Consider the following 23,931-nt stretch of genomic DNA (forward strand, 5'->3'; position numbering starts at 1 on the left):
TTTTATTGAAAGTTTAGATAAGTCTAAAAATAAATTTATATTGAATTATAAGCTTGCTGGTTAAGTGGTTATGGGTTTTTGCGTGAAAATTGATAGCAATTTCTGTTCTTCATTCGCCCAAAACACATCCTGTGGTATTTTTCCATCAGGGTAGAACGTGTCGGAGTATATCCGGGTTAACATCTTTTCTGCAGATTCCTTTTCGAAGTTAACCTGCAGGCCGGCGCGGTTTCTGTTAACAATTTCTTCCCATAGCGGGTTTTCCGGTATAATAACGACTAAACCGTTCGCCAGGTATTCGAACAGCTTGGTGGGGATGCAATTTTGCGTGCTCCGGTTCAGCCGGTAGGGCAGCAACCCGATCTTCGCTTTCCTGATTTGGGCTACGATCTCTGGGTGCGGTACCAGGGTATTTCCCCCGATCAGGGTAATGTAAGGTTTATCGCTTATGCGGTCTTTTAATTCCTGGTAAGTGGTTTCTTTGGGGCAATACCCTATTATGGTCAGCTTTACTTTGTTTTCCAGGCTATGTAGCCGTTCGATAAACGAAATTGCTTCCCAGATGCCATATACCGGGGAGATTGTGCCGGAATAAAGAAAATGCAGGTTGTCGGGTTGAAGTTGAACCGGGATTTTAGTTAAAACATTTTCACCGGCTGCCTGGTTATATTTATTCTCCAGTACGGTATAGTTTTTACCGATAAAAGGAAGTTCGGCTTCATAGGCTTTTTCGGCCAAAAAATAGTGGGAGATAAAAGGGCTCCCCAGTCTCTCGAGCAACCGGACGCCGTTGGCTAAAAACCAGCGCAAGGGTCTGGGGAAAGTTGGCTGAAACCGGATGTTGGCGTAATAGTTCTCCCGTACGTCGTATAAAATTACCGTTCTGAAAAATATCCTATAAAGAATCGTAACCGGCAGTAATTCATAGGTGCTGGCTATAATTACCTCCGGCTTTACTTGAAGCAATAATTTATAATAATTCCTTTGTGCGGCTATTCTTTTAAAACTCAGGCGGCGGAAGTTGAAAATAGGATGAAACCAGATATTATTGGATGTGCTAACGGCATTAGCAGCAAATCCGGCAATATGAATTTCCGTTTCGGGTAGTTTTGCCAGCGACTGTCCCAGCTTTTCAAACATACGGGTATCGTTTACCGGCTTCAGGACCGAGGCAATTAAGATCTTGGTTTTTTGCATCGGTCGAAATTTAATACTTTTGGCCTTAAATCCATTTAACGCTACTATGAGCTTGCAAACTATTATAGAAAATGCCTGGCAGGACCGGAGCCTGCTGCAGGATATAAATACCCAGGAAGCGATCCGCAACGTGCTGGAAGAACTGGACAAAGGCCGCATCCGGGTTGCCGAACCGGAAGGCAATGCCTGGAAAGTAAACGAATGGGTGAAGAAAGCGGTGCTGATGTATTTCCCGATCCAGAAAATGGAAACCATAGAAGTAGGGCCGTTCGAATTCCACGATAAAATTGCTTTAAAGAAAAACTACGCCCAACTCGGGGTGAGAGTAGTTCCTCATGCCATTGCCCGTTACGGTTCTTTTGTAGCCAAAGGCGTAATCATGATGCCTTCCTACGTAAACATTGGCGCTTACGTAGATGAAGGAACCATGGTAGATACCTGGGCTACGGTAGGTTCATGCGCCCAGGTGGGCAAGAATGTTCACCTGAGTGGCGGCGTAGGTTTGGGCGGCGTATTAGAGCCCGTGCAGGCCGCTCCGGTTATTATCGAAGACGGCGCGTTCATTGGTTCCAGAAGCATTCTGGTAGAAGGCGTACGGATTGGGAAAGAAGCTGTGATCGGGGCGAACGTTTGCATTACGGCCAGCACCAAAATTATCGACGTTACCGGCTCCGAGCCAAAAGAATTCAAAGGCTACGTGCCGGAGCGTTCGGTGGTAATTCCGGGTAGCTACGCCAAGAAATTTGCTGCCGGCGAATACCAGGTTCCTTGCGCCCTGATCATCGGTCAGCGGAAAGAAAGCACCGACCTGAAGACTTCGCTCAACGATGCTTTGCGCGAGCATGCGGTGGCGGTTTAAGATTGCTTTCGGAAGAAAATGCTATGAAAAAGGCTGCCAAAACTGGCAGCCTTTTTATTTAAGGGAAAATATCCATTTATAAGTTTTTTTCATTGCCGTCTGCTTTCGCTGACGATTTTATGGGGTAGACAACTGGCTAAAATAGTCTGGCCGGTTTTCAGGTGTTTCTGCTGATCTCAACTTCCCCGGTAAGTAGAATAACCATATGGCGACAAGGTGATAGGCACGTGATAATGCTGATCATCTTTGAGCTCAAACACTACTTCAATGAAGGGATAAAAGGTTGGCTGGTTTTTTTTCGCAAAATAAGGGTTCACGTGGTAGGTCATTTTGTAGATACCCGTTTTGGTTTTGCCGTCCTGTTTCAGAAAGTCTTTGATCCGGCCATTGTCATCGGTGAATTTTTCTTCCAGTACGGCCCAGTTTCCTTTAGGATCTTGTTTGGAGAGCGTAATTTTTACGTTTGGGGCAGGTTTGCCGTTGGTAATATCCAAAATATGGCTCGAAAGCTGATATTGAGTTTCCTGAGCCTGACAAATTCCGGTGGCTGCCAGTAAAATGGCCAGCATAAAAAGGTAATGCTTCATGGTAAGAGAATGGATTGTTTAAGGGTTAATAGTTAAAGCCTCTTTATGAACCTTAATTCGAAGTGAGGTAATTCGTTCTATTCAATCAAATATTCGGTTTCATAAATATTAGCCAAAGCATTAACCAACCAACAGCCAAATTGTTTTGATCTGGTTTAAAATATCAGCCTTAGAGCATGTTTAAAATTCATCCTTTGCGCTGCAAATTTCCATTACCGGAACCTGAGTTTGTCTTTTTCTCGCACCATAGCGCTGCTATGCTGCTCCAAAAAGCCTTCCACAGAACCCGGTACTGAAAATTTTCGCTTGCAAAAATGAAATTTAAACATGCTCTTACTTAGGTTTTGTTGGTAAAGGAGAACTAGCAATAAAAACAACCTTCCACCCCGGCCTGTCCCCTGACAGGCCGGAAGCACTGCCGCCATGCGCATTGTTCAGAAGCTTCCATAAAGCGGTTAATTAAGGTAAAATGTCTGGTGGGTTGGCTACCTGAAGGGAGCGGCGATAGTCCGGCCTGTCGGGGGACAGGCCGGGGGTAGAAAATGTTAGGCCAAAGCAAAAAGTCTGTTTCTGAAAACCGTCAGCTAAAGCAGACGGCAATGAATAATTAATTATAGATCGAGATACACCTTGGGTGATTAGAACCTAAAGGTTAAAGCAGCAAAGCTTATTCCCGGCCATCTCCGATTATCCTGAACACCACATTGCCGGTTTTTTGTCCGCTTTCCACGTATCTATGCGCTTCTACAATTTGATCCAGGTTGTAGTACCGGTCAATTACGGGACTGAACTTGCCGGCTTCGGCTAATGCTTTAAGGAAAAGCAGGTCTTCTTTTTTTAGAATCGGAATCGGAAACAAAATCTTTTTACCGCTTTTGAATGGTCCTATTAGTCCCTTCCAGAGGTTCTCTCCCTTTTTGCCCAATTCCGTAGAAATGTAAGTGCCTTCTGAAGTAAGCAGGGGTTTGCACTGTCCGAAAGAGCTTTTACCAACCGCATCAAAGATAAAACTGTAAGTCTGCCTGGTTTGGGTGAAGTCTTCCTTTTCATAATTAATGACCACATCCGCACCTAAGCTTTTTACCATGTCAACGCGCGCGGTATTGCAAACGGCCGTTACGTGGGCGCCGAAATGCTTCAGCAATTGCACGGCTGCCGAACCGATGGCGCCGGTTGCGCCGTAAACGAGCACGTTTTGCCCCCGGGTAACTTTCGCTGCCCGGATATTATTCAAAGCGTAGTGGGCGCCTTCGGTTAAGGGAGCAGCTTGTTCGTAGGTGAAATTTGCCGGAAGGGTGGTAAAAGTATCGTTTTCATTCAGCGTAAGGTATTCGGCGTGGCCGCCGAACTTTTTCGTGTTAAAGCCGAAAACCTTATCGCCCACTTTGAAGGAAGTTACCCTATTGCCAATGGCTTCCACCTGACCGGCAAACTCACAACCCAAGGCTAAATAATTCGGGTTAATGAGGCCGCTCCATAACCGGTTTAAAACGTATTCCGCGCTCCGGAAACCACAATCGGTCCGGTTAACGGTGGAAGCAAAGACCTTTATTAGTACTTCATTTTCCTTAGGTACCGGTTTGGTTACTTCTTTTATGCTTATAACTTCGGGAGGACCATATTGCGTGTTGACGGCTGCTTTCATAGGGCGGAAGAATAGGGAGCTGTTTAACGGCTTGGGGAAAGTGAAATGATAAGGCCGAAGTAACGGAATATTTTCGGGTTAACCATGCAATTTAAAAGTGTTATTTGCTGAACATGCCTTTGTTTGATCAGGGCCAATAAAAAAAGCACAGCGGAATGGCTGTGCTTTTTGTGTTAATAAAGAGAAAATGCTATCCTTTTCAGTAACAAAAGTGCTTTTTAGGCAATTGCTACCTCACCGGACTTTTTTTTAAAACGGTTGGCAACTACCAGGTCTTTGGTGCCGTGCGTCCAGGAATAGAAACCTTCGCCGGATTTTACGCCTTTGTGGCCGGCCTGTACCATGTTTACCAGCAGCGGGCAAGGAGCATATTTCGGGTTGCCGAAGCCATCATGCAGTACATTCAGAATAGAAAGGCAAACGTCCAGACCTATAAAATCGGCCAGCTGCAACGGACCCATCGGGTGCGCCATTCCTAGTTTCATAACCGTATCGATCTCTTCTACTCCGGCTACGCCTTCATATAAGGAATAAATGGCTTCGTTGATCATCGGCATTAAAATACGGTTGGCAATAAAGCCCGGATAGTCGTTTACTTCCGTCGGGGTTTTGCCTAGCTTCAGGGAAGTTTCCATGATGGCCCGGGTCGTTTCGTCGGAAGTGGAGTACCCGCGGATAATTTCCACCAGTTTCATTACCGGCACCGGGTTCATAAAGTGCATGCCGATCACTTTTTCCGGACGGCTGGTTACCGAAGCAATTTTAGTAATGGAAATAGAAGAAGTGTTCGAGGCAAGAATAGCTTCCGGTTTGGCATGTGCATCCAGGTCGCGGAAGATTTTCAGTTTCAGGTCTACGTTTTCCGTAGCGGCTTCTACCACCAGGTCCGCTTCTTTTACGCCATCGGCCAGACTGGTAAAGGTGGTGATATTGTTCAGGGTTTCCTGCTTCTGGGCTTCGGTTAAATTGCCTTTTGCCACGATCCGATCCAGGTTTTTGGAAATAGTGGAAAGGGCTTTGTCTAAAGCAGCCTGCGAAATGTCGATTAAAGCCACTTTGTAATTACTCTGAGCAAACACGTGGGCAATACCGTTGCCCATGGTGCCAGAGCCAATAACTGCTACCTGATTCATGTATGAGAAAGTTAAAATATGTTTCGGAAGGTAAAACTACTTTAAATTGAGTAAAGTTTTAAGGTTTCCGGACCGAAAATGATGCAATAATCTGAAATTTTTTAACAAGGCAGAAAACCCCCTAAACGGTAGGGGAAGGGCCAAAAAAAGGAATGGAAAGTAACATTTCCGCTGGTTAATTGTTGCAGTTGGGCATCCCGATAAGGTTCAATATAAATCTTTTGCAATATTTCTGCGTACAAAACATCATTACAAGAAAAAACTGGTTTAACGGCCTTAAATCAGCTTTCGGGCCGTAAAATTTAAATCCGCTAAACCGGTGGTTTCAAATTAAAGTACAAAGATTTAAAACTAAACAAACGTGTAACCATGGGAAATCTGCTTTATATAATTGCGGTAATTCTGGTAATTTTTTGGCTCATTGGCTTCCTGGGCTTTCCTAACGAAGTTGGTGGCATCATTCACATATTGCTTGTAATTGCAATTATAGCCGTAGTGCTCCGGCTCATCCGCCGGGCCTGACCTTTGCGTAATACTTTACATTAATACAAATTTCTAACTCTAAACTTAATAAAACTATGGGAAATTTATTGTATATCATCGCTTTAGTGCTGGTAATTCTGTGGCTCATCGGCTTTCTGGGCTTTCCAAACCAGGTAGGTGGCATCATCCACATTTTATTAGTGCTTGCCGTTATTGCGGTAATCCTGCGCCTGATACGCGGAAATGCTTAACGCATTTTTAATATAAAAAAGAAGCCAGCCTGAAATTTTCAGGCCGGCTTCTTTTTATGGGCTTCTTTATCAGATCAGAATAAGTTGATGATCAAGCCGCCCCGGAAGATGGGGTTGGAATAAAGCGAGCGGGAATTCTGGTTCAGGTCTATTAAAAGCATCAGGTCGAAGCCAACCCGGTCGGAAACCATTTGCCGGTAACCGGCGCCTGTCAGTAAAGCCGCCACGTTGTTGCTGAAATCCTTAATGTCGCTCAGCTTTTCGTATTCCACGTGGGCAAAAAACTCCTTATAGACCATCGCCTGGGCAAAAGCTTTTCCGCCAAGCAAAGTGGCATCATAAGGGCCGCTGCTGAAATAAAAATAGCTCATGCCTAAACCCGCCGAAAACCGCTCGGAGATCCGGTAACCCAGAATAGGAGATACCTGTACATTGCTGGTCTGATTGCCGAACGATAAGCCGAAACCGCCGCCGGTAAACAGTTTTTTCCGGAAAGGAGTCTCATCCTTTTCTTTGATTTTTACCTTTTCTTTTACTACCGTATCGGCCGGCGCTTTTTTAACGGCCGGTGGCGGGGGAGGCGTAACGATTACCGGTTGCGGAACAGAAGCCGGCGGCATACCGGTATTCAGTTCCTGCTTCTGGTATGTTGAGTCGGTAACCTGGGCTTGGGCCGTTGTGGCAAATAAGCAAAGGGCCATAACCAGCAGGCCAGCCGCTTTCCAGGTAAGTTGCGAATTAGAGTTCATCCGTTTCAGGCAGTTTCAGAACAAAACGATTTGGTACGTATAATCTTGTAAAGCCCCCTTATACCGCGTAATATTTCTGGCGGAGCGCCTTGATGTTTTCATCGGCCAGGTATTCTTCGTAGCTCATCCGCTTATCGATAATGCCTTTCGGCGTAAGCTCGATAATCCGGTTGGCAATGGTTTCCACGAACTGCATGTCGTGCGAGGCGAATAGTACCGTACCCTGGAAATCTTTCAGGCCGTTGTTCAGCGCGGTGATCGATTCCAGATCAAGGTGGTTGGTAGGCTCATCGAGTACCAGCACGTTGCCGCTTTGCAGCATCATACGGCTCAGCATGCAGCGCACTTTTTCTCCTCCAGAAAGTACGTTTGCTTTTTTCAATGATTCTTCGCCCGAGAAAAGCATACGGCCCAGGAAGCCCCGGATAAAGCTTTCATCTTTTTCCGCGGAATATTGGCGGAGCCAGTCTACCAGGTTCAGGTCGGTGTTAAAGTACTCGGCATTGTCTTTCGGGAAAAAAGCGGACGTAATGGTTGTTCCCCATTTATATTCCCCTTTATCGGCCTTCATTTCATCCATTATGATTTTGAAGAAAGCCGAAGCCGCTAAGTCATTCCGGCCCAGAATAGCAATTTTATCGTTTTTCTCTACCGTAAAAGTTACGTCCTTGAAGAGCAATTCGCCATCTACGCTTTTTTCAATATCGGTTACTTCCAGCAACTGGTTTCCCGCCTCGCGTTCCTGCTTGAACTGAATGTAAGGGTATTTCCGCGAAGAAGGTTTAATATCTTCCAGGGTAAGTTTATTCAGCAATTTCTGACGCGAAGTAGCCTGTTTCGATTTGGAAGCGTTGGCCGAGAAACGACGGATGAATTCTTCGAGTTCTTTCCGTTTGTCGTCGGTTTTCTTGTTCGCATCGGTGCGCTGTTTCAAAGCCAGCTGGCTCGATTCGTACCAGAAAGAGTAGTTACCGGCAAACATCTGGATCTTGCCAAAATCGATATCGGCTACGTGCGTGCAAACCGCATCCAGGAAGTGACGGTCGTGGGAAACCACAATTACCGTATTATTAAAGTTGTCAAGGAAGTTTTCCAGCCACAGGATCGATTCCGAATCAAGGTGGTTGGTAGGCTCATCGAGCAGCAGAATGTCCGGGTTGCCGAATAAAGCCTGGGCCAGTAAAACCCGCACTTTTTCCGAACCGCTCAGATCTTTCATTAAAGAGTAGTGCAGGTCTTCTTTAATGCCTAAGCCGCTCAGCAATTCAGCTGCTTCGTATTCTGCGTTCCAGCCTTCCAGGTCGGCAAATTCGCCTTCCAGTTCCGAAGCCCGGATGCCGTCTTCTTCCGAAAAATCTGGTTTGGCATAAATAGCCTCTTTTTCCTGTATAATTTCGAATAAGCGCTGATGGCCTTTTATTACTGTTTGTAAAACCGGCATTTCGTCGAACTCGAAATGGTTCTGCTTTAAGATGGCCATGCGCATGCCAGCCGGAATTTCCACCGTGCCGGTACGCGGATCGATCTCGCCGGAAAGGATCTTCAGGAAGGTGGATTTACCCGCACCATTAGCCCCGATGAGGCCGTAGCAGTTGCCTGGGGTAAATTTAATGGTAACGTCTTCGAATAAAGTGCGTTTGCCGTAAGCCAAACTCACGTTGGAAGTACTGATCATATATAATAAAGAAAAATAGTATCGGATTCGGCCGCAAAAGTACAGAATTAAAACGGCTTTCGCGAACCGCATTCCTTTTAAAACGGCAAGTTGTTAAGGAATAGTTCCAGGCGTAAAATGCTGGTCATTAGGCAATAATTTGAGCTGAAAGGAAAAAAAAGAAAGGAAAGCACAACACTCGCACTAAAAAATAAGTATAGTAAAAGAGAAATATTCCTGAGCGTTTGGCTTTGGAAAACGTAAATAAAGTTTAACTCATTTTCTTAACGATAAAATTATGGCTTTAAATTCTGTTTCAATTGAAAAAACCGGGGGCTGGTACGGGTTTCTGAATGGACTGGCTCTTATTGCCTATGCCCTTATTCTGCAGATCACCCACCTGGCTGATGTGCCCATTCTGAGGTTCGGCTTCCTGGTCATATCCGTAATCTTTATCTGCATGTCTATTTCCAGTTTAAAACAGGCAAGAGGCGGCATGGTCCGATACTTGCAGGGGATAGCCGTTGGCTCGGTTACTTCCATTGTGGCTACGGTTATGTTTGCCTTTTTTACCGTGATCAATATTCAGTTCTTCGGTTCCAACATCATCGAAATTCTTCAGAGTGAGAATACGATGGGTGAACATCTGACCCTGACCTCAGTCTTTTTAGTAATTACCATGATTGGTATTCCGGGCGGGGTCTTAACTTCCTTCATTGTCATGCAGTACTTTAAACGACCAGATCATAAGTTTTCCCAATAAAAAATCTGAATAAATTAAACTATCCATTCCCTTATAAAAAGCAGGCTTTTAACAGGCCTGCTTTTTTTTGCCCGGCAAGTATTGGATTGATAATGAAGAAATAACGGTAAAATGCAAATCAATTAAAAGTGGCTTTCGTTATATAGTTATAAAAAATCGCTTAGTAAATAATAAAAACATTTGTTTAATAATATTATTGCGTTTTATAATTATGAAAAAAGTTTTACTTGCCTTGTTTTTTGCTTCCGGTTTCCTGCAGGTTCAGGCCCAGGAAACGTCGTCTCCGATCGAATTTAATCAGCTTGCCTTCAAACCAGCTGCCGATTCCGTTTCTGCCGATTCGCTGGCAGCGGCACCCATCGAAATTGTTATTCCGGATATTCCGGCCATTGTAAACCGCAAAACCGTGGAAGAAGAAAGCCGGGATCTGCAACGCAACCTGCTTTTGAACGAAGCGCAATACGAGCAAGTAAAAGAAATAAATAAAGAACGCCGCCAGATGATCGATGCCGTGATCAGCATGTACCCGCATGAACCGAAGAAACGCAACGACCGGATTATAGAACTGGAAAAGCAGTATGATCAGGAATTTGCTACGGTATTAAATAGTAATCAGCTGAACGAATACCTTGCGCTGCACAACCGGCAGGAAGATGCTCCGGTAAAACCAAAAACGCCTGAGGGCCCTTCGTTTAACAGCCAGATCCACACATTTATTGAACGCGCCCTTACCCAGGTAGATACCAGCAGGGTAGAAGTGGTTAATATTTCGGTCCGGAACGCGTTGCCGAAACTTGAATCCGCTTTAGGCGGCCGCACCTTTAAGAAAACGCTAACGCCTGTTGAGATAAAGCAGGAAGATTTGAATCAGCTGGAAGTAAAAGAGGAAGTTGCTTTATCTGAAAACGAAGAACCCGGGAAACAATCCAATAAAGCTGCAACTGATAAAAAACTAAACCTGGCCATAGCTGCGGAAGATAAATAGTTCAATGGCGGTTTGGCAACTCCGGCTTCCGGTCAGCAACCGTAAACACCTGGAAAGAAGCATCTGGATATTTGTATCCAGACCAAAGCCTTGGAAGTTTGTGATTCCGGAAAATACAAAATTATTTACCTTTTCAGCTTTTGCGATTATTAAGGGCCTTTTTCCTCAGGAAGGAAATGTATTAATATTCGATGTCCTGCAACAATTCTAGTGGATCTATTCATTGCCGTCTGCTTTAGCTGACGGATCCGTTAGCTAAAGCAGACGGCAATGAATTGGTGAAAAGGTTAGTTTCCGGCCTGAAATTATTATCTTTTTGTTTAAGGCTTCGTCAGATAAGAAAGGTTGGAACTGCACTGGTAAACGGTGCAGTTTTATTTTTTTACCGGCACCTCAAAACGCACTTCTTTTACAAAGCCCAGTCCGTTAACGGTAACCAGTAATTTGTTGGCGCCGGAAAGGTGGCTTTTATCCTGGCATTGCAAACCAGGCTCCACGTAGTACGTGTAAATATTTTCGTTTTTATCTGTCAGGCTGTTGGCTTCGGGAATGCCGAATAATTCTTTGGCGTCCCGGAAGGTGGTGCCAGCCAGTTCGCCGCGCATTTTTTCCAGTTCCGGTAACAGGTTTTTACGCTCGCCTTTGCAGCCGTATGGGTCCGCTTTCCAGGCGGCCGAATCGAAATTATTTTCCGGGGTCGATTTGCCACAGCCTGGTAAAAAAGAAAGAAATAGTATAAAGATCGTGGTTCTCAGGAAGATAACTGGTAAAAAAAGCTTTTTTTTTCGTGAATATACTTTCAAAAAAGAAACGAATTTCATAATTTCAATTGTTCAAGGGGCTAATTTATAAAAACCAGTTAACGTATGCACAAATTTACTTTTATTATTGCAGGTTTATTTTTTCTCAACACTTCCTCGCCTGCCGTTAGCAATTCCTCTTTGGAGAATGATCGTAAAATAAGCGTAGAGTCGGCCCGGATCGCCACTTTTGAGCTTAATATGAATAACACCTATAACGGGGCGCATCTCCAGGATTCCGGCCTTGATTATGAAATATTCCGCAAAGCGCTGATCGGCTATTATAATTTAAAAAGAACCAGCCCTGTAACCATTAAGAAATCCGTTCTCAGCATCATCGATTTCAACAAAGCCAGCTCCGAAAACCGTTTGTGGATCATCGATATCAAATCGAAAAAACTTTTATACAATACTTTGGTAGCGCACGGGAAAAACTCCGGCGAAAACTATGCCCGCAAATTCTCGAACGTACCGCAATCGGAAATGAGCAGCCTGGGTTTTTATGCCACCAACCAGACTTACATCGGCAAACACGGCCTTTCCCTGAAATTAACCGGCCTGGACAAAGGCTTTAACCATAATGCTTTCCAGCGGGCCATTGTAATTCACGGCGCCAATTACGTAAGCAAAAGTTTTGTAAACCAGCATGGCCGTCTGGGCCGGAGCCAGGGTTGCCCGGCTTTACCGGTTGCCCAGTCTTCCGACATCATCAATACCATTAAGAATAATTCCTGCCTGTTTATTGTCGGACCGGAGCCAAAATACAATTCCAGTTTTCTGAAGCTGGAACCGGCGCTGGCCACGTTCGCTTTGGAGATGGAGAAGGCCCAGGAAAATATCTAAGCCAGCTTTATCCGGATTTAAGCTGAAAAGCAAAAGCCCCGCAAATAGCGGGGCTTTTTTCGTTTATTTCCTACCGTTTTTCAGGCCCGGTCGCCGGTGTGTTTAATTAAGCTTATTCCGGAAAAGAAAAAGATCATGCCAACTATGAAGGGAACCAGGGCCGTGATCTGGTTGGTGCCCAGGCCGGCCACTTTGCCACCGTTCATAAAAGCGTATGCGCCCATAATTATTCCGATTATACCCAGAACCGTAAGGATGGCGCCGAAGGTGCGTTTTAAGTTCATATACCGTTTAGATTTCGTAAAAACCTTCTTACGCATTTCCATGCGCTCAGTTATATTCTGCCGCTAATCCTGAATCCTCTAACCACCAATACGGCAACCCAAACTAAAAAAAAGCGTTCATTCAACATATTTAGCGGCAGGGGAGTGCAATGATCCTGAAGCTGTATTTACCTACTAAATCATTTAACTAATGCGCGGATCTTTAAGATATGTTGCAGCCTTACTAATTGCACTTTTTTCGGTAGTTAGTTATTTATGCAAACGCCAGCACAACGAAATTACCGGCGAAACTCAGCACATTGACATGACGGCCGAACAGGAAATTGCCCTCGGCCTTCAGGCAGCGCCCGAAATGGCGCAGCAATACGGCGGCCTGCACCCGGACCAGGAAGCAGCAGCCAGGGTAAAAGAGATCGGGCAGCGGATCGTGGCGCAAACCAAGGCCGGTCAATCGGCCTATAAATTCGATTTCCATTTGCTTGCCGATGAAAACACGGTTAATGCGTTTGCCTTGCCTGGCGGACAGATCTTTATAACGGCCGGCCTGCTGAAAAACCTGCAAACCGAAGGCCAGCTTGCCGGCGTGCTGGGCCATGAGATTGGCCACGTAGTAGCCCGCCATTCCGCCGAACAGATCGCAAAATCGCAACTAACCCAAGGCCTGACGGGGGCCGCCGCTGTTGCTGCCTACGATCCGGATCGCCCAAGTTCGGCCGGTACCGCTGCTGCTGCTGCCATGATCGGGAAACTGATGACATTGAAATACGGGCGGGACGATGAACTGGAATCGGACCGGTTGGCGGTGCGGTTTACTGCCGAGGCCGGCTATGATCCGAATGCCATGATCCAGGTGATGGAGATTCTCGATCGGGCTTCTGGCGGCGGCAGCAGAGGACCCGATTTCTTCCAAACTCACCCAAACCCCGGCAACCGGATCGGGGAAATTCAGCGCGCCATTCAAAACGAATTCCCGAACGGATTACCGCCAGGACTGGTGCCGTAAATTATTTGCGTCCTTTTCCCGAAGGATAAAACCTTATCGGCCTAACTTCGAAAACGGTAGAGATTTAAACCAAAAAGCCAGGCTTCTGCATTTTTATGGGCGCTAAAAAGCTTCACCATATCCTGTTTGTCATAAACCCTATTTCCGGCGGCATCGATAAGGAAACTGTTATCTCCGAAATTGAAACGTTTTGTGCAGCGGAAGGAATTTTACTCTCATTTTTTGACACCACCGGCGAAAACGACCTGGAAAACCTGAAAGAAGCGCTCCGGCAGAAAGACTACAACGCTGTGGTAGCCGTAGGCGGCGACGGCACGGTGCACTTGGTAGGCAACGCCCTGATCCATTCCGAAACGCCCATGGGCATTATTCCCATGGGTTCCGGCAACGGCCTTTCGAAAGATGTGGGAATACCACAGGACCTGCCCGGGGCCTTAGGAGTACTGGTGAATTACACCATCCGGCCCATCGATACGCTGGCAGTAAACAATTACATTTCCGTGCATATTACCGACCTTGGTTTTAATGCGCTGGTGGTAAAACTTTTCAGCGAAGCCAGTACCCGCGGCCCCGGCACCTACGCGTTTGTAGCCATGCAGCAATACCTATCTTATGAATGCCGGGAATACAAAATCGAAACCGATAACGGTACTTTTTCCGGACCGGCGTTTATGGTAACTATTACCAATGCCAACGCCTTCGGAAGCAACGCTACTATAAACCCGACCGGCATTATAGACGACGGGAAGTTTGAAATTTGCCTCATCGAACCCTTCCCCAAAACGGCTGCCCTTGGCTTATTGTACCGGCTCTACCACGAATCTATTGGCGCTTCCGATTATACCCACATCATCAGCTGCCGCGAAGCCACCATTTATAATCCCAACCAGGAAGTAGGCCACATCGATGGCGAACCGATCGATCTGGGGGAAAGAGTGATCATTAAGATCCTGCCGAAAAGCCTTCGCCTATTATTGCCAAAGCAAATTCCGGATTCCTCGGAAAATGATTAAAAGCTGATTTGAAAATGGTTGTCATGTTGAGCGACAGCGAAACAACTTGTTGGCTAGTAGCAGTACCGTTATTTCTGGCTATTCTGCTGTTAGCCGACGAGGTCCTTCGCTGGCGCTCAGGATGACAACCTTTTTTTAAGGCTGACTTGGAAATGACTTATTAAATTGAATAACTTAAAATGGGATACCCTAAGTTGAGAAAGGAGTTTACCTAGTCTCCGGTTCCTGACCTTTCAATTTTTCACCCGAAATTTCCTTCGCATCCCAAATCTTCCAGCGGAAAGCTTCGGTAGTTTCTGCGTTTGAATCCGGTTCCAGCACTCTGAGCCAGGTTTGGTCTTCGTAAAAATCGATCACAAAAAAGCCTTTGTGTTCGTGGGTGAAGGTGGCTTTCCGGCCTTTTTTTACGAAGGTGGTTTTGCTGCCGGAGCCACTGATAATAAAGTGATTGTTCTTTAAATTGAAGTATTGCAGGTTATGGTCGTGGCCGGCCGCGTAGATTATATTTTCGTGCACCTGCAAAATGTTTAGCAATTTCTTGCGCATTTTCCGGTAACGCGGGTGCGACATGTCTTCGTTAGCGCCGAAATATTTGCGGTACAGCGGGTACAAGGAACCTACCACCGGAAAAGGGATGTACATTTTTTTATGGGCGGCCGTTAGCGGAAACAGGTGCTGCTTCACGGTGAATTTTCCGCCGTGCAGGGCGTTGCTGTAAAGCGGGTGGTGCGCCGCAATAATGATGCGTTTATCCTGATTTTGTTTCAGCAGGGCAGCCAGTTCGGTAAAGAAGTCTGTTGGTTTTTCCTGATGACAGCCGCCCGTTTTGCCAATCGGTTTTTTCCCGCTTTGCACCCACCATTGCGTATTCAGCACGATCATTAAAAGGCCGGGAGCCAGGTCTACTACACAGGGACCCAGACAACTGTTTTGCGGCAGAAAAGCTTCGGGATAATTGAACCAGCTAAGTATGTATTGTTCCTGCCGTAGAATGTAAGTGTAACCGTCGGAGCGGCCTTTATTCCAGTCGTGGTTGCCGCCGATAAAGGTTACTTTGCCTTCGTAATTGTCGAAAATCTGAAGCTGGGCCTGAAGTTTTTCTTCCGCGCTTTGCCTTTTCCGGTCCTGCACCGGCGGTATGCCTTTGGGGTAAACGTTATCGCCCAGAAATACTGTCCAGCTGTTTTTGCCGGCCTGCTGTACCCAGTTTTCCAAAAGCTTTAATACCGGGTCGGATCCTTCGGTGGCTATGTTGCCGGTATCGCCGATCAGGGCTACGGAAAATAACGGTTTTTGGGCGGGCGGCACTTTTTCCTGCCAGTTCCTTACCGATTTCCGATAATAGGGCTGGTGCCGGTATTTTCTTTCACGGAGGTAGGTAATTAAAAACCACAGGAAAAACAAACCAAAAACGAACAGCAGGAAATTCAACATCAGGCGGTACTATTTTTAAAGCCTATACGTAAACTTTCCGGCCGTTGCCGATTAAAAATTAGGCGGGATCAGGTTTTTAAAATGACCGTTCAGTTTTACCCGTTCTTTCAGTTTTTCGGTTTCCAGCACTACTGGCACTACTTTCATTAAATGCTCCAGCACAATTTCCTGCCGGGTGCTTTCGCTTTCGGCCGTCAGCAATTCAAATTCCTGGTCGGTGGTAAGGCCTATCTGGTGCCCGATATCGAAAATTTTATAGTCTTCCGTAAGGGTGGTGATCAGTTTATTTAAACCGAGGGCTTCGTATAACTGGTGTAGCAATTCTGTAATCTTCAGCTTGATCACCACATCCTCGTCTTCAATATTTTCTACGTCGTTTATTTTGCCGCCGGCGTAATCTTTCCCGGGCAGTTTGTTGTAAAACTCTTCGATCCGGATAATGTTCAGGCCCTTGGTTTTGATGTCCATTTCCCCGCCTTCGTATTCCTTTTCAATGCTTAACACCTGCAATTTGGTGCCCACCGAGCTCAGGCCGTCTTTCAGGAAAGGCGGAATGCCGAAAGCGCCTTCTCCGGCTAGGCTGTCTTTAATGAGTTTTTTATAGCGGGGCTCGAAAATGTGCAGGTTCAGTTTCTCACCGGGGAAAACCACCAGGTTCAGCGGAAATAAAGGAAGCGTGTAGGCCATAAAATTAGGTTAAGAGTAAATTTAAAAAGGTGAATACAACTTACTTTCGGTTGCAAGTTAAACAATGAAGCTTTTAACGCTTTACATAAACACGTTTCAAGCCTGCCAATGTTGGTGTTTTCACTAAATTTATCCAGTAGCCGTAGCAACTTCTTACTGCTCTCAAGCGAAAACGCCACTAAGGACTTTTCCCGGATGCTTATAAGAAATAGTAGACCAGGTTTTTTCCAAAAAAGGATGCGGCAACCATTTCGGTGTTTTTCCGGCGGAATTGGCTTAACTTTGTACATTCGTTTAAAACAACCTGGTTATGTCCCGCTTTAGCAATGAATTACGTATTGCCCGCACGCTTTTCCTGAGGCTGGTACTTACGCTTTTCCTCATAAGCATTCTCTGGGTGTTGATTTACCGTTGGTTTTCGCCACCGGCCACCTTGCTCATGCTGCAACGCCGCGCGGCCCCGGCCCAGCTGGATGAAACCGGAAAAACCAAGATCCGCTACGACTTTGTAGCCCTGGAAGACGTTTCGTACCACGTACCGCTTGCCCTGGTTGCCGCCGAAGACCAGCTTTTTACCCACCACAACGGTTTCGATTACGATGCCATATTCAAAGCTTTTCAGAAGAACAGGAAGGGGCGCAAAATTGTTGGCGGCAGCACCATCAGCCAGCAGGTTGCCAAGAACGTTTTTCTCTGGCACGGCCGGAGCTACATCCGCAAAGTGGCGGAAGCTTATTTCACCATGCTTATAGAATTGCTGTGGAGCAAGCACCGCATCATGGAAGTTTACCTCAATATTGCTGAAATGGGCGATAAGGTTTTCGGTATTGAAGAAGCGGCGCAAAAGTACTTTAAGAAATCAGCCAAAGACCTGAATGCCTACGAAGCAGCAGCCATTGCAGCCGTACTGCCCAATCCGATAAAGTTCTCGGTTACCAATCCATCCGGCTACATCACGCGTAAAAGGGCGAAAATCCGCAAAAATATGAACAATTTAGGCGGCAAAGTGTTTATTAAACCTCTGATCAATAATGAGATATAACTTTCTTTGCCTTGTATTTGCTATTTTCTGGTTATCAGGCTGTATCTCGTCCCGGCTCCAATCTCAAAACGCGAAGACCGGCACCCGAACGGTTTTAGACCAGCAGGTTATCAGCTGGAATAAAGGCGATCTGAATGGGTACATGCAGGGCTACTGGAAATCGGACTCGCTGCAGTTTATCGGCAAGAACGGGGTTACCTACGGCTGGGAGAAAACGCTGCAGAATTACCAGCGCGCTTACCCGAACCCCCAAGCCATGGGCAAGCTGGCCTTCACCGTTCTGCACGTAAACGACATAAACCCGACGGCAGCTTACGTAACGGGTAAGTGGAGCTTAACCCGGACCATCGGCAACCTGGAAGGTTACTTTACCTTACTTTTCCGGAAAATAGATAATGAATGGAAAATTGTAGCTGACCACTCCAGTTAAGCTTGCGGGCCGGCTAAAGTGGCGTCTACTTTGCCTGGTATCTCGCCTTTGTCCTGGGCTTTTTCTTCTGCAATTTCCGGAATGGTTTCGGTATAGATGAGGCCGGCTTTGGCGGCATGTTCCGCGGCATTCACCGTGTTTTCTACCAGCACCATTTCCACTTTGCTTTCTTTTAGTCCTTCCGAAATGCCTACTACAATTTCGGCCCGCTCCGCCAGCTTCACATCGCGAATGTAAATTGCCAGAATGCGGCCGGGATGGTTTTTTACCACCGTTTCATAAATGCGCGCATCTTCCTGTCCGCTGTCGCCAACCAGCACAAAGTTTAGTTTCGGGTAGGTGATCAGGAGGTTCTCGATCTCCTTTAGCTTGTGGCTCATGTGGTCGCTTTTTATGAACTTGTCCTGATCTATTCCTAAGTCGCGCAATAAGATGGGGCCGGCCGGAATTTCATTCAAGTCCAGAAAATCGTGCAGCAAATCATAGGTATTCCAGGGACTGCTCGAAACGTAGAAAAAAGGGTTGTTTCGTTTTCCGTTCCGGCCTAATTGCAACGATTTGTAAAAAGCGGAAACACCAGCAAAGGGCAATCTGGTGCGCGCATTATTAAAGAATACGTTGCGGGCGGTTGCCAGCATACTCGTAGCTCCGGTCTCCACAATAGTATCGTCTATGTCGCTGATAATGCCGTATTCGGCGTCCGGCGGCGGAACCAGTACCTGAGCGTTGGTTTTAATCTCGTGGTTCAGGGGAACGGGCGAGTCTACCAGTTTAATTTCTACCTGGTGCCAGATGCTGCTGAGTTTAAGCGGGGCGGCAGGCTGGAGGTTTAAGGTAAAATAGCCTTCTTCGTCAGTATAAACGTCGATTTCCTGGTCTTCGAAACATATCTTTAAATGGGCATTCGGAATTTCGTCGCTTTCGAACCGCTTGTACATGTTCCAGAGGTTGTCCCACAGGGAATCTTCCTGCTCCGGGCCGGTTATGCCTTTATCTACCAGTACGCGGCCCTTCACGTAAAGCCTTTCCGGGGTGCCGTAACTCCGGTAAGTAACCACTTGTACCGGTTCAAATAAACCAAAACGGTTGCGGAAATCGAAGATCAGGCCGTCGAGTTTGTCTTCTACTTTGTCGCCGGTCTTTAACAGGTATTTCTTCCAGTCTGCCATAAGGTAAGGGGATGCTTGAATATGCCCCTAAACGAAATCAGCCTGCAAAGGGTGCAGGCTGATCGTTAAAATGGTACCGTTTAGCGCTTAAAAAGTAAGGTTTCTTATAAGCGTCTGGTAATTGGTTTCGGAAGCAGGCGCTACCGGTTTAATACAGTTGTCGGCGGTGGCTTTATCGGTAATGGCTTTAATGCGTTGCTCATCGCCCGGGTGCGTGCTTAAGAAAACCGGCGGTTTACCGGCTTGTTCTTCCTGCTGCATTTTCTTGAAGAATTCCGCTGCACCATCACAGGTATAATGCGTATCGCCTAAGTATTCCACGGAATAAGAATCCGCTTCTGTTTCAGCATCACGGCCAAATTTCAGGGTAGCCAGACCGGCGCCGATCTGCACCAACTGGTTCTGGTTTTCGCCTAACAGAATGGAAAGTAGTACGCTTAAACCGTATTCCCGTTCCAGGGCTTTGGACGTGTGGCGGCGGTCGGCGTGGGCAATTTCGTGACCCAGTACGCCGGCCAGTTGGTCTTCGTTGTCGAGTTTTTTAATAAGGCCGGTGAAAACGTAAATATGGCCGCCAGGCGTGGCAAAAGCATTCAGGGTATTATCGTCTTTAATGATCTTTACATTGTAGTTGAATTCCTGCCGGTAGCTGATTTTGTCGGAGCTCAGGATCTTCTGCACAATGCCATTGATTTGCGCGTAAGCATCCTTTACATTCTGGCGGGAATCAGTTGGTAGTAAAAGCTTGTCCTGGTAAATGGAGTCGGTTTGGGCAGCTACCTGGTTGCCCAGGGCTATGTCATCTTCGATGGAAAAAATAATGCGTTCGCCGTTTTTGTCTTTGGCGCAACCCGAAAATAAAAGGGCGGAAGCCACGCAAAGCGATGCAATGAAGTTAAAAGAAAACAATCGTTTCATATTCAGATAAGTTTGTTTTTGTAGTGTAGCACTCATTAGAAAATAGCGTGCCAGTTCTGTTTTTATTGTTAGGTCCGGTAATTAAACTGAAGGCGTTTACGCAATCCGGCCGAAATTTGATAAGTTTTTTTCAAATAAACTATAGCATTTCCGGCGGAAGAAGCACTTTTAAGTTCAGATCTGCCTTCAAATATGAAGGCTTATGGTGTTAAAGCCTTCCCTTCCAAACGGTAGCTTTCAGGGAAAAAAACTAAAGCAATTCCCGTTTAATTTTTTCGGCACTGGAAGCGGAAACTAAAAGCAAAACAACCGTTAAAGCAAACAGGCTGCCGTAAAGCATCAGGCCATTTTCATTCAGCATTCCGGGAGTAAAGCCAGTGCCTTTGATGCGGAAAAAGGCCAGTACGTTCCAGGCCAGGGCCGCCGCATTCAGAAACAATTGCCCGACCATGGCCGAAAATCCCCAGTAATGGCGGCGGTTCATAAAGTGTGACCAGGTCATTACCCCGAAACCGAACGCACCTAACCAGAAGGAATTGGTAAGGCTGTTGGCCCGGAAACAGAAAGCGGCGCTGCCAAGTAAGATCAGGCCGTAGAAAGCAAATCCAAACGATAAATTTTTCGAATTCATGCGGCAAAGTTCGGAAATTTCCGGGGCATTATTTTCCTGCCGCCCGTTAAAAGTAACCCTTTTGGCAGAATGTAAGTTTCAGGAAAGAAATACATCCCGATTACCATGTCCGTTAAAACTCTCGATGCAGATGTTCACAACCTGTATGCCGACCCAACCTTATCTGCAAATTCCGCCGGGCTCCGTTACATTCCCGATACCAAACCCGGCATCTCCCGCACGCAAAGGAAAGACGGTTTTGTGTACACTGATGCTAAAGGCAATCCGGTAACTGATGAACGAACATTAGCCCGAATAAAAAAACTGGTTATTCCCCCGGCCTGGATTGATGTCTGGATCTGTGCTTCGCCCAACGGCCATTTGCAGGCTACTGGCCGCGACACGAAAGGGCGGAAGCAATATATTTATCACCCCGAATGGAACCAGTCCCGCAACCAAACCAAATTCGGCCGGATGCTGGCTTTCGGCAGCATGCTGCCCCAGATCCGCCAGGCCATAGAAGCCGACTTGCGTTCGCACGGGCTTAGCCGCCGCAAAATTACCGCCATTGCCCTTAACCTGATGGACCAATCGTTGATCCGGGTCGGGAACCGGTATTATGCGCAATCGAATCAATCGTACGGTTTAACTACTTTGCGCGACAAGCATGTGAAAATTTCGGGCGCGGAAATAAAGTTCGAATTTGTGGGAAAAAAAGGCGTGGCGCATACCATTTCCATTAAAGATAAGCGCCTGGCGCAACTGGTAAAAAAATGCCGCGATATTCCGGGCTACGACCTTTTTCAGTACTACGATGAGAACGGCGACCGCCGCACCTTAGAATCCGGCGACATCAACCATTACCTGAAGGAAGTGACCCAAACCGATTTCTCAGCCAAAGATTTCCGGACTTGGGGCGGTACGGTGCGCATGGTAGAATGCTTGGAAAGCAAACTGCACGAAAGCCCGGAAACAGACAAAGAAAAACTGGTAAAGGAAGCCTTTAAAACAGTAGCAAAAGGCTTGGGAAACACGCCCAGCGTGTGCAGCAAATACTACGTGCACCCCCAGGTAATAGACCTTTTCAAAACCGACAAACTGGTAAATTTCCTGAAAAAACACGATGCTACTAAACCACAAAATAAATACCTGAGCGGCACGGAAGAGCTGGTTATAAAAATGCTGAAAAGCCTTTGATAATGTGCTAATTGTTTAATGTGCTATTGTGCTAATTTGGTAAGGTGGTAATTTGGAAATTGGGTAATGATTGATTCGAATAATCCCTTTAGCCTATTAGCGAAGTAGCGTAGGGTTTAAACCCAATGCTGTCAACTTAAGGAATTATTGCTCTTTCAGACATCTATGTCTGAAAGTAACTGCCGGGGACATCCTTGTCCCCGTATCCATACACGCGGACAAGGATGTCCGCATCAGATTTCGTTTCGGACATAGTTGTCCGAAACAGCGATACCAGTTAATATAAATACTTAAGTTGATGGCATTGGTTTTAAACCCTATGGTACTGAGAAAATTTATGATCTTATTCCATTTTCCGATTAACCTACGACTCCTGAAATAATAATTAAATTAATCATTTAACCCATTCACCCTATTTACAACTCCAACACATTATCACATTACCATATTAAGAAATTAGCACATTATCAAAGTCCTTCCCGGTCATAAGCATGAATGGCTACGTCTTTGCTGAGTTTCTTTTTGATCTCTGGCGTTAGCTCCATCTGGATGCCGCGCTTGGTGTCGTAAACTTTAATATTCCGGTTGGAGCCGGAAATCTTAGAAGTATCGGTTAACTCATCTTCGCCTTCGCCGCCGTATACGTTCAGGCGGATTGCTTTCCGGGCCTGGCCGCTTATTTCAAATTCATCGTTTCCGCCGAGGCCGTGCAGGGTAATGGCATCGGTTTCATCCGGGTGAAAGGTGCGGCTGTAAAAAGGTTCTTTCTCTTTGGAGCCTTTGCGAAATACTTCCACTTTGGTTTCGCCGGAAGGCAGGCGGGTCGCCTTAAATATTTCCGGTTCGTCGCTGCCGGCCACGGTTACATCCTCGGCCAGGATCTCGTAAATTTTAGCGGCGGCTTGCGGAAGTTTATCACGGCGACTCTTCAATCGGAAAATGGTAACCGGGCCGGTTTTGGCGTAGATCGGAGCCGGCAATTCCCTGAAAGCCCGCTCAATTACGTCATCGGTTAAAGCAGCTTTTATTTCTTCAGCATGCCGGACCCATTCGGCTTGGGTAACCTCATTTAAGGCGCGGGCATCGATGAAACGCGCGTTAAAAAGCCAGCCGGGCAGGTAGCCGTAATCTTCATGAAAAGTCTGGAATTTTTTAAGCAGCAGGCGGTTACTGGCCAGCCAGGTAATAATGCCGTCCTCGAAACGGTAAAAAGTCTGGTCGCGGTCTTTGGGTACCGGTTTGTACAGGGTTTGGCCGTCATTTTTATACACCGCCCATTGCCACTGGCCTTCGTGCCGGTCCCAGTCACCGATCAGGACATCGAAGAGGCGGCTCCGGGCAAAAAGGCTTTGGTCGATCTGGTAATTATTCTTTTCGAAGCGGTTCAGCAGCATTTCTTCGCTGTCTACCAGATCGGTGGCATTGCCGAACATCGGCGTCAGGTTTTGCTTGCCGTCGAATTTTTCTTCCAGCAGCATCACTTTCCCGTTTATGCGTGGAGAAAATTTTCCGAAGGTGCTGTCGTTTTCGGTTACATAGTAGATTGCCGGACTGGTGTAAAAGATACCGGCTGCTTTGGAAAGGTCAGGTAATACCAACGGAGCAAACGGATTGGCAGCGGAGGTCTGGTCGCGGACCACATTTACCACGAAGGATTTGCGAAGCCCTTTGGGCAGCGTTTTCTGGGGATCTTTGTCCAGGGAGCGGAGTACGTATTGCTTGCCGGTTTCTGTTTTTAACGTAAGGCTGGTGGTCTGAAAGCCGCCGCCAAGCGAAACCGGCGAGAGGCCGCCCTGCGCTTCCTGCATCCGGAAAACCGGAAGCTTTACCGGGGTAGCCCAAAGTTCGCGGTAATGTTTGCCGAAGAAAAGCCGTTGTAAAAAGCCCTTGTCATAATGGCGGCCAACGGTTACAGTTACGCTGTCGGGAATATTTCCGGAGGCAATTTTTTCTTTTTCAGCCTGATCCACAAGGGCTGTTTTCTGAAAAAAATTAGACCGGGCACAGCTTAGGCAAAAACTCGAAACAAGAAATAAGATAAGGATGGACCTTGGCATTCAATTCTGATTTTTTCCTGTTAACGGAAATTTTCAGGAAAGTTTCAGGAATAACGATATTTCTATATTACCTGCCGTCGGATTTCTCCAATCAATGCTGAAATTTCAGGCGAAGGGTAGTGGTGAAAAACTTCCCTG

The 23,931-nt window shown here is 46.5% G+C and carries 25 protein-coding genes; 11 read left to right on the forward strand and 14 right to left on the reverse strand.

The features are described from left to right. Positions 1-60 precede the first annotated feature (60 nt). Positions 61-1,197: a glycosyltransferase gene (locus F0P94_RS12670; protein WP_191907034.1), complete on the reverse strand. Its 1,137-nt coding sequence runs from the start codon at positions 1,195-1,197 to the stop codon at positions 61-63. A gap of 46 nt (positions 1,198-1,243) precedes the next feature. Here F0P94_RS12670 and F0P94_RS12675 point away from each other — a divergent pair, with 46 nt between their 5' ends. Beyond that, positions 1,244-2,056, forward strand: a complete 813-nt coding sequence (locus F0P94_RS12675) for a 2,3,4,5-tetrahydropyridine-2,6-dicarboxylate N-succinyltransferase (protein ID WP_150904254.1) — start codon at positions 1,244-1,246, stop codon at positions 2,054-2,056. Positions 2,057-2,232: 176 nt separating this feature from the next. On the opposite strand, the gene uraH is transcribed toward F0P94_RS12675, so the two are convergent. The 3 genes from uraH to F0P94_RS12690 form a co-directional block, all read right to left on the reverse strand. Beyond that, on the reverse strand, positions 2,233-2,643 hold the full coding sequence (gene uraH / locus F0P94_RS12680) for a hydroxyisourate hydrolase (protein WP_150904255.1): 411 nt from the start codon (positions 2,641-2,643) through the stop codon (positions 2,233-2,235). 667 nt (positions 2,644-3,310) lie between these two features. Further along, the gene (locus F0P94_RS12685; RefSeq protein ID WP_150904256.1) at positions 3,311-4,288 is read right to left on the reverse strand and encodes an NAD(P)-dependent alcohol dehydrogenase; all 978 of its coding nucleotides are present in this window, start codon (positions 4,286-4,288) and stop codon (positions 3,311-3,313) included. A 218-nt stretch (positions 4,289-4,506) separates the two neighbouring features. Continuing rightward, positions 4,507-5,421, reverse strand: coding sequence for a 3-hydroxybutyryl-CoA dehydrogenase (locus F0P94_RS12690; RefSeq protein WP_150904257.1), 915 nt, complete (start codon positions 5,419-5,421; stop codon positions 4,507-4,509). A 369-nt stretch (positions 5,422-5,790) separates the two neighbouring features. Here F0P94_RS12690 and F0P94_RS12695 point away from each other — a divergent pair, with 369 nt between their 5' ends. Continuing rightward, positions 5,791-5,943 carry a lmo0937 family membrane protein gene (locus F0P94_RS12695; protein WP_150904258.1) on the forward strand — a complete coding sequence of 51 codons (153 nt, stop codon included), beginning with the start codon at positions 5,791-5,793 and terminating at the stop codon, positions 5,941-5,943. Positions 5,944-5,999: 56 nt separating this feature from the next. Then, a complete protein-coding gene (locus F0P94_RS12700; protein WP_150904259.1) occupies positions 6,000-6,155 on the forward strand; it encodes a lmo0937 family membrane protein in 156 nt (51 codons plus the stop codon). A gap of 74 nt (positions 6,156-6,229) precedes the next feature. Here the strand turns inward: F0P94_RS12700 and F0P94_RS12705 are convergent, their stop codons facing one another. Then, positions 6,230-6,904, reverse strand: a complete 675-nt coding sequence (locus tag F0P94_RS12705) for a hypothetical protein (RefSeq protein WP_150904260.1) — start codon at positions 6,902-6,904, stop codon at positions 6,230-6,232. A gap of 58 nt (positions 6,905-6,962) precedes the next feature. Next, on the reverse strand, positions 6,963-8,579 hold the full coding sequence (locus F0P94_RS12710) for an ABC-F family ATP-binding cassette domain-containing protein (protein ID WP_150904261.1): 1,617 nt from the start codon (positions 8,577-8,579) through the stop codon (positions 6,963-6,965). 277 nt (positions 8,580-8,856) lie between these two features. Here F0P94_RS12710 and F0P94_RS12715 point away from each other — a divergent pair, with 277 nt between their 5' ends. Together F0P94_RS12715 and F0P94_RS12720 are read left to right on the forward strand one after the other, a co-directional pair. Further along, positions 8,857-9,321, forward strand: a complete 465-nt coding sequence (locus F0P94_RS12715) for a hypothetical protein (protein WP_150904262.1) — start codon at positions 8,857-8,859, stop codon at positions 9,319-9,321. A gap of 211 nt (positions 9,322-9,532) precedes the next feature. Further along, a complete protein-coding gene (locus F0P94_RS12720; protein ID WP_150904263.1) occupies positions 9,533-10,306 on the forward strand; it encodes a hypothetical protein in 774 nt (257 codons plus the stop codon). A 374-nt stretch (positions 10,307-10,680) separates the two neighbouring features. Here the strand turns inward: F0P94_RS12720 and F0P94_RS12725 are convergent, their stop codons facing one another. Beyond that, on the reverse strand, positions 10,681-11,109 hold the full coding sequence (locus F0P94_RS12725; RefSeq protein ID WP_150904264.1) for a hypothetical protein: 429 nt from the start codon (positions 11,107-11,109) through the stop codon (positions 10,681-10,683). 63 nt (positions 11,110-11,172) lie between these two features. Between F0P94_RS12725 and F0P94_RS12730 the strand changes: the two genes are divergently transcribed. Beyond that, on the forward strand, positions 11,173-11,949 hold the full coding sequence (locus tag F0P94_RS12730; RefSeq protein ID WP_150904265.1) for a murein L,D-transpeptidase catalytic domain family protein: 777 nt from the start codon (positions 11,173-11,175) through the stop codon (positions 11,947-11,949). An 80-nt stretch (positions 11,950-12,029) separates the two neighbouring features. Here F0P94_RS12730 and F0P94_RS12735 read toward each other — a convergent pair whose 3' ends face one another. Beyond that, complete coding sequence (locus F0P94_RS12735) at positions 12,030-12,233, reverse strand: hypothetical protein (protein WP_150904266.1); 204 nt, start codon at positions 12,231-12,233, stop codon at positions 12,030-12,032. A 190-nt stretch (positions 12,234-12,423) separates the two neighbouring features. Between F0P94_RS12735 and F0P94_RS12740 the strand changes: the two genes are divergently transcribed. Together F0P94_RS12740 and F0P94_RS12745 are read left to right on the forward strand one after the other, a co-directional pair. After that, entirely contained in the window at positions 12,424-13,236 is an 813-nt protein-coding gene (locus F0P94_RS12740; protein ID WP_150904267.1) for a M48 family metallopeptidase, read from the forward strand. A gap of 95 nt (positions 13,237-13,331) precedes the next feature. Continuing rightward, positions 13,332-14,249, forward strand: a complete 918-nt coding sequence (locus tag F0P94_RS12745; RefSeq protein WP_150904268.1) for a diacylglycerol/lipid kinase family protein — start codon at positions 13,332-13,334, stop codon at positions 14,247-14,249. A 207-nt stretch (positions 14,250-14,456) separates the two neighbouring features. On the opposite strand, the gene F0P94_RS12750 is transcribed toward F0P94_RS12745, so the two are convergent. Both F0P94_RS12750 and F0P94_RS12755 read right to left on the reverse strand, forming a co-directional pair. After that, a complete protein-coding gene (locus F0P94_RS12750) occupies positions 14,457-15,683 on the reverse strand; it encodes a metallophosphoesterase (RefSeq protein WP_150904269.1) in 1,227 nt (408 codons plus the stop codon). Positions 15,684-15,734: 51 nt separating this feature from the next. Then, positions 15,735-16,370: an LON peptidase substrate-binding domain-containing protein gene (locus F0P94_RS12755; protein WP_150904270.1), complete on the reverse strand. Its 636-nt coding sequence runs from the start codon at positions 16,368-16,370 to the stop codon at positions 15,735-15,737. A gap of 310 nt (positions 16,371-16,680) precedes the next feature. Between F0P94_RS12755 and mtgA the strand changes: the two genes are divergently transcribed. Both mtgA and F0P94_RS12765 read left to right on the forward strand, forming a co-directional pair. After that, the gene (gene mtgA, locus F0P94_RS12760) at positions 16,681-17,412 is read left to right on the forward strand and encodes a monofunctional biosynthetic peptidoglycan transglycosylase (protein ID WP_150904271.1); all 732 of its coding nucleotides are present in this window, start codon (positions 16,681-16,683) and stop codon (positions 17,410-17,412) included. Beyond that, a complete protein-coding gene (locus F0P94_RS12765) occupies positions 17,402-17,842 on the forward strand; it encodes a YybH family protein (protein WP_150904272.1) in 441 nt (146 codons plus the stop codon). The genes mtgA and F0P94_RS12765 overlap by 11 nt, the downstream gene beginning before the upstream one ends. On the opposite strand, the gene F0P94_RS12770 is transcribed toward F0P94_RS12765, so the two are convergent. The 3 genes from F0P94_RS12770 to F0P94_RS12780 form a co-directional block, all read right to left on the reverse strand. Next, positions 17,839-19,011 carry an App1 family protein gene (locus F0P94_RS12770; protein WP_150904273.1) on the reverse strand — a complete coding sequence of 391 codons (1,173 nt, stop codon included), beginning with the start codon at positions 19,009-19,011 and terminating at the stop codon, positions 17,839-17,841. The genes F0P94_RS12765 and F0P94_RS12770 overlap by 4 nt on opposite strands. A gap of 87 nt (positions 19,012-19,098) precedes the next feature. Further along, positions 19,099-19,929 carry a M48 family metalloprotease gene (locus F0P94_RS12775; RefSeq protein ID WP_150904274.1) on the reverse strand — a complete coding sequence of 277 codons (831 nt, stop codon included), beginning with the start codon at positions 19,927-19,929 and terminating at the stop codon, positions 19,099-19,101. 250 nt (positions 19,930-20,179) lie between these two features. Then, positions 20,180-20,560: a hypothetical protein gene (locus F0P94_RS12780; RefSeq protein ID WP_150904275.1), complete on the reverse strand. Its 381-nt coding sequence runs from the start codon at positions 20,558-20,560 to the stop codon at positions 20,180-20,182. A 105-nt stretch (positions 20,561-20,665) separates the two neighbouring features. On the opposite strand from F0P94_RS12780, the gene F0P94_RS12785 reads away from it, so the two are divergent. Next, positions 20,666-21,736, forward strand: coding sequence for a DNA topoisomerase IB (locus tag F0P94_RS12785; protein WP_150904276.1), 1,071 nt, complete (start codon positions 20,666-20,668; stop codon positions 21,734-21,736). 467 nt (positions 21,737-22,203) lie between these two features. Here F0P94_RS12785 and F0P94_RS12790 read toward each other — a convergent pair whose 3' ends face one another. Then, complete coding sequence (locus F0P94_RS12790) at positions 22,204-23,706, reverse strand: hypothetical protein (protein WP_225307206.1); 1,503 nt, start codon at positions 23,704-23,706, stop codon at positions 22,204-22,206. Positions 23,707-23,931 lie beyond the last annotated feature (225 nt).

Origin of the sequence: Adhaeribacter soli, assembly GCF_008727925.1 — a bacterium.
Lineage (GTDB): Bacteria > Bacteroidota > Bacteroidia > Cytophagales > Hymenobacteraceae > Adhaeribacter_A > Adhaeribacter_A soli.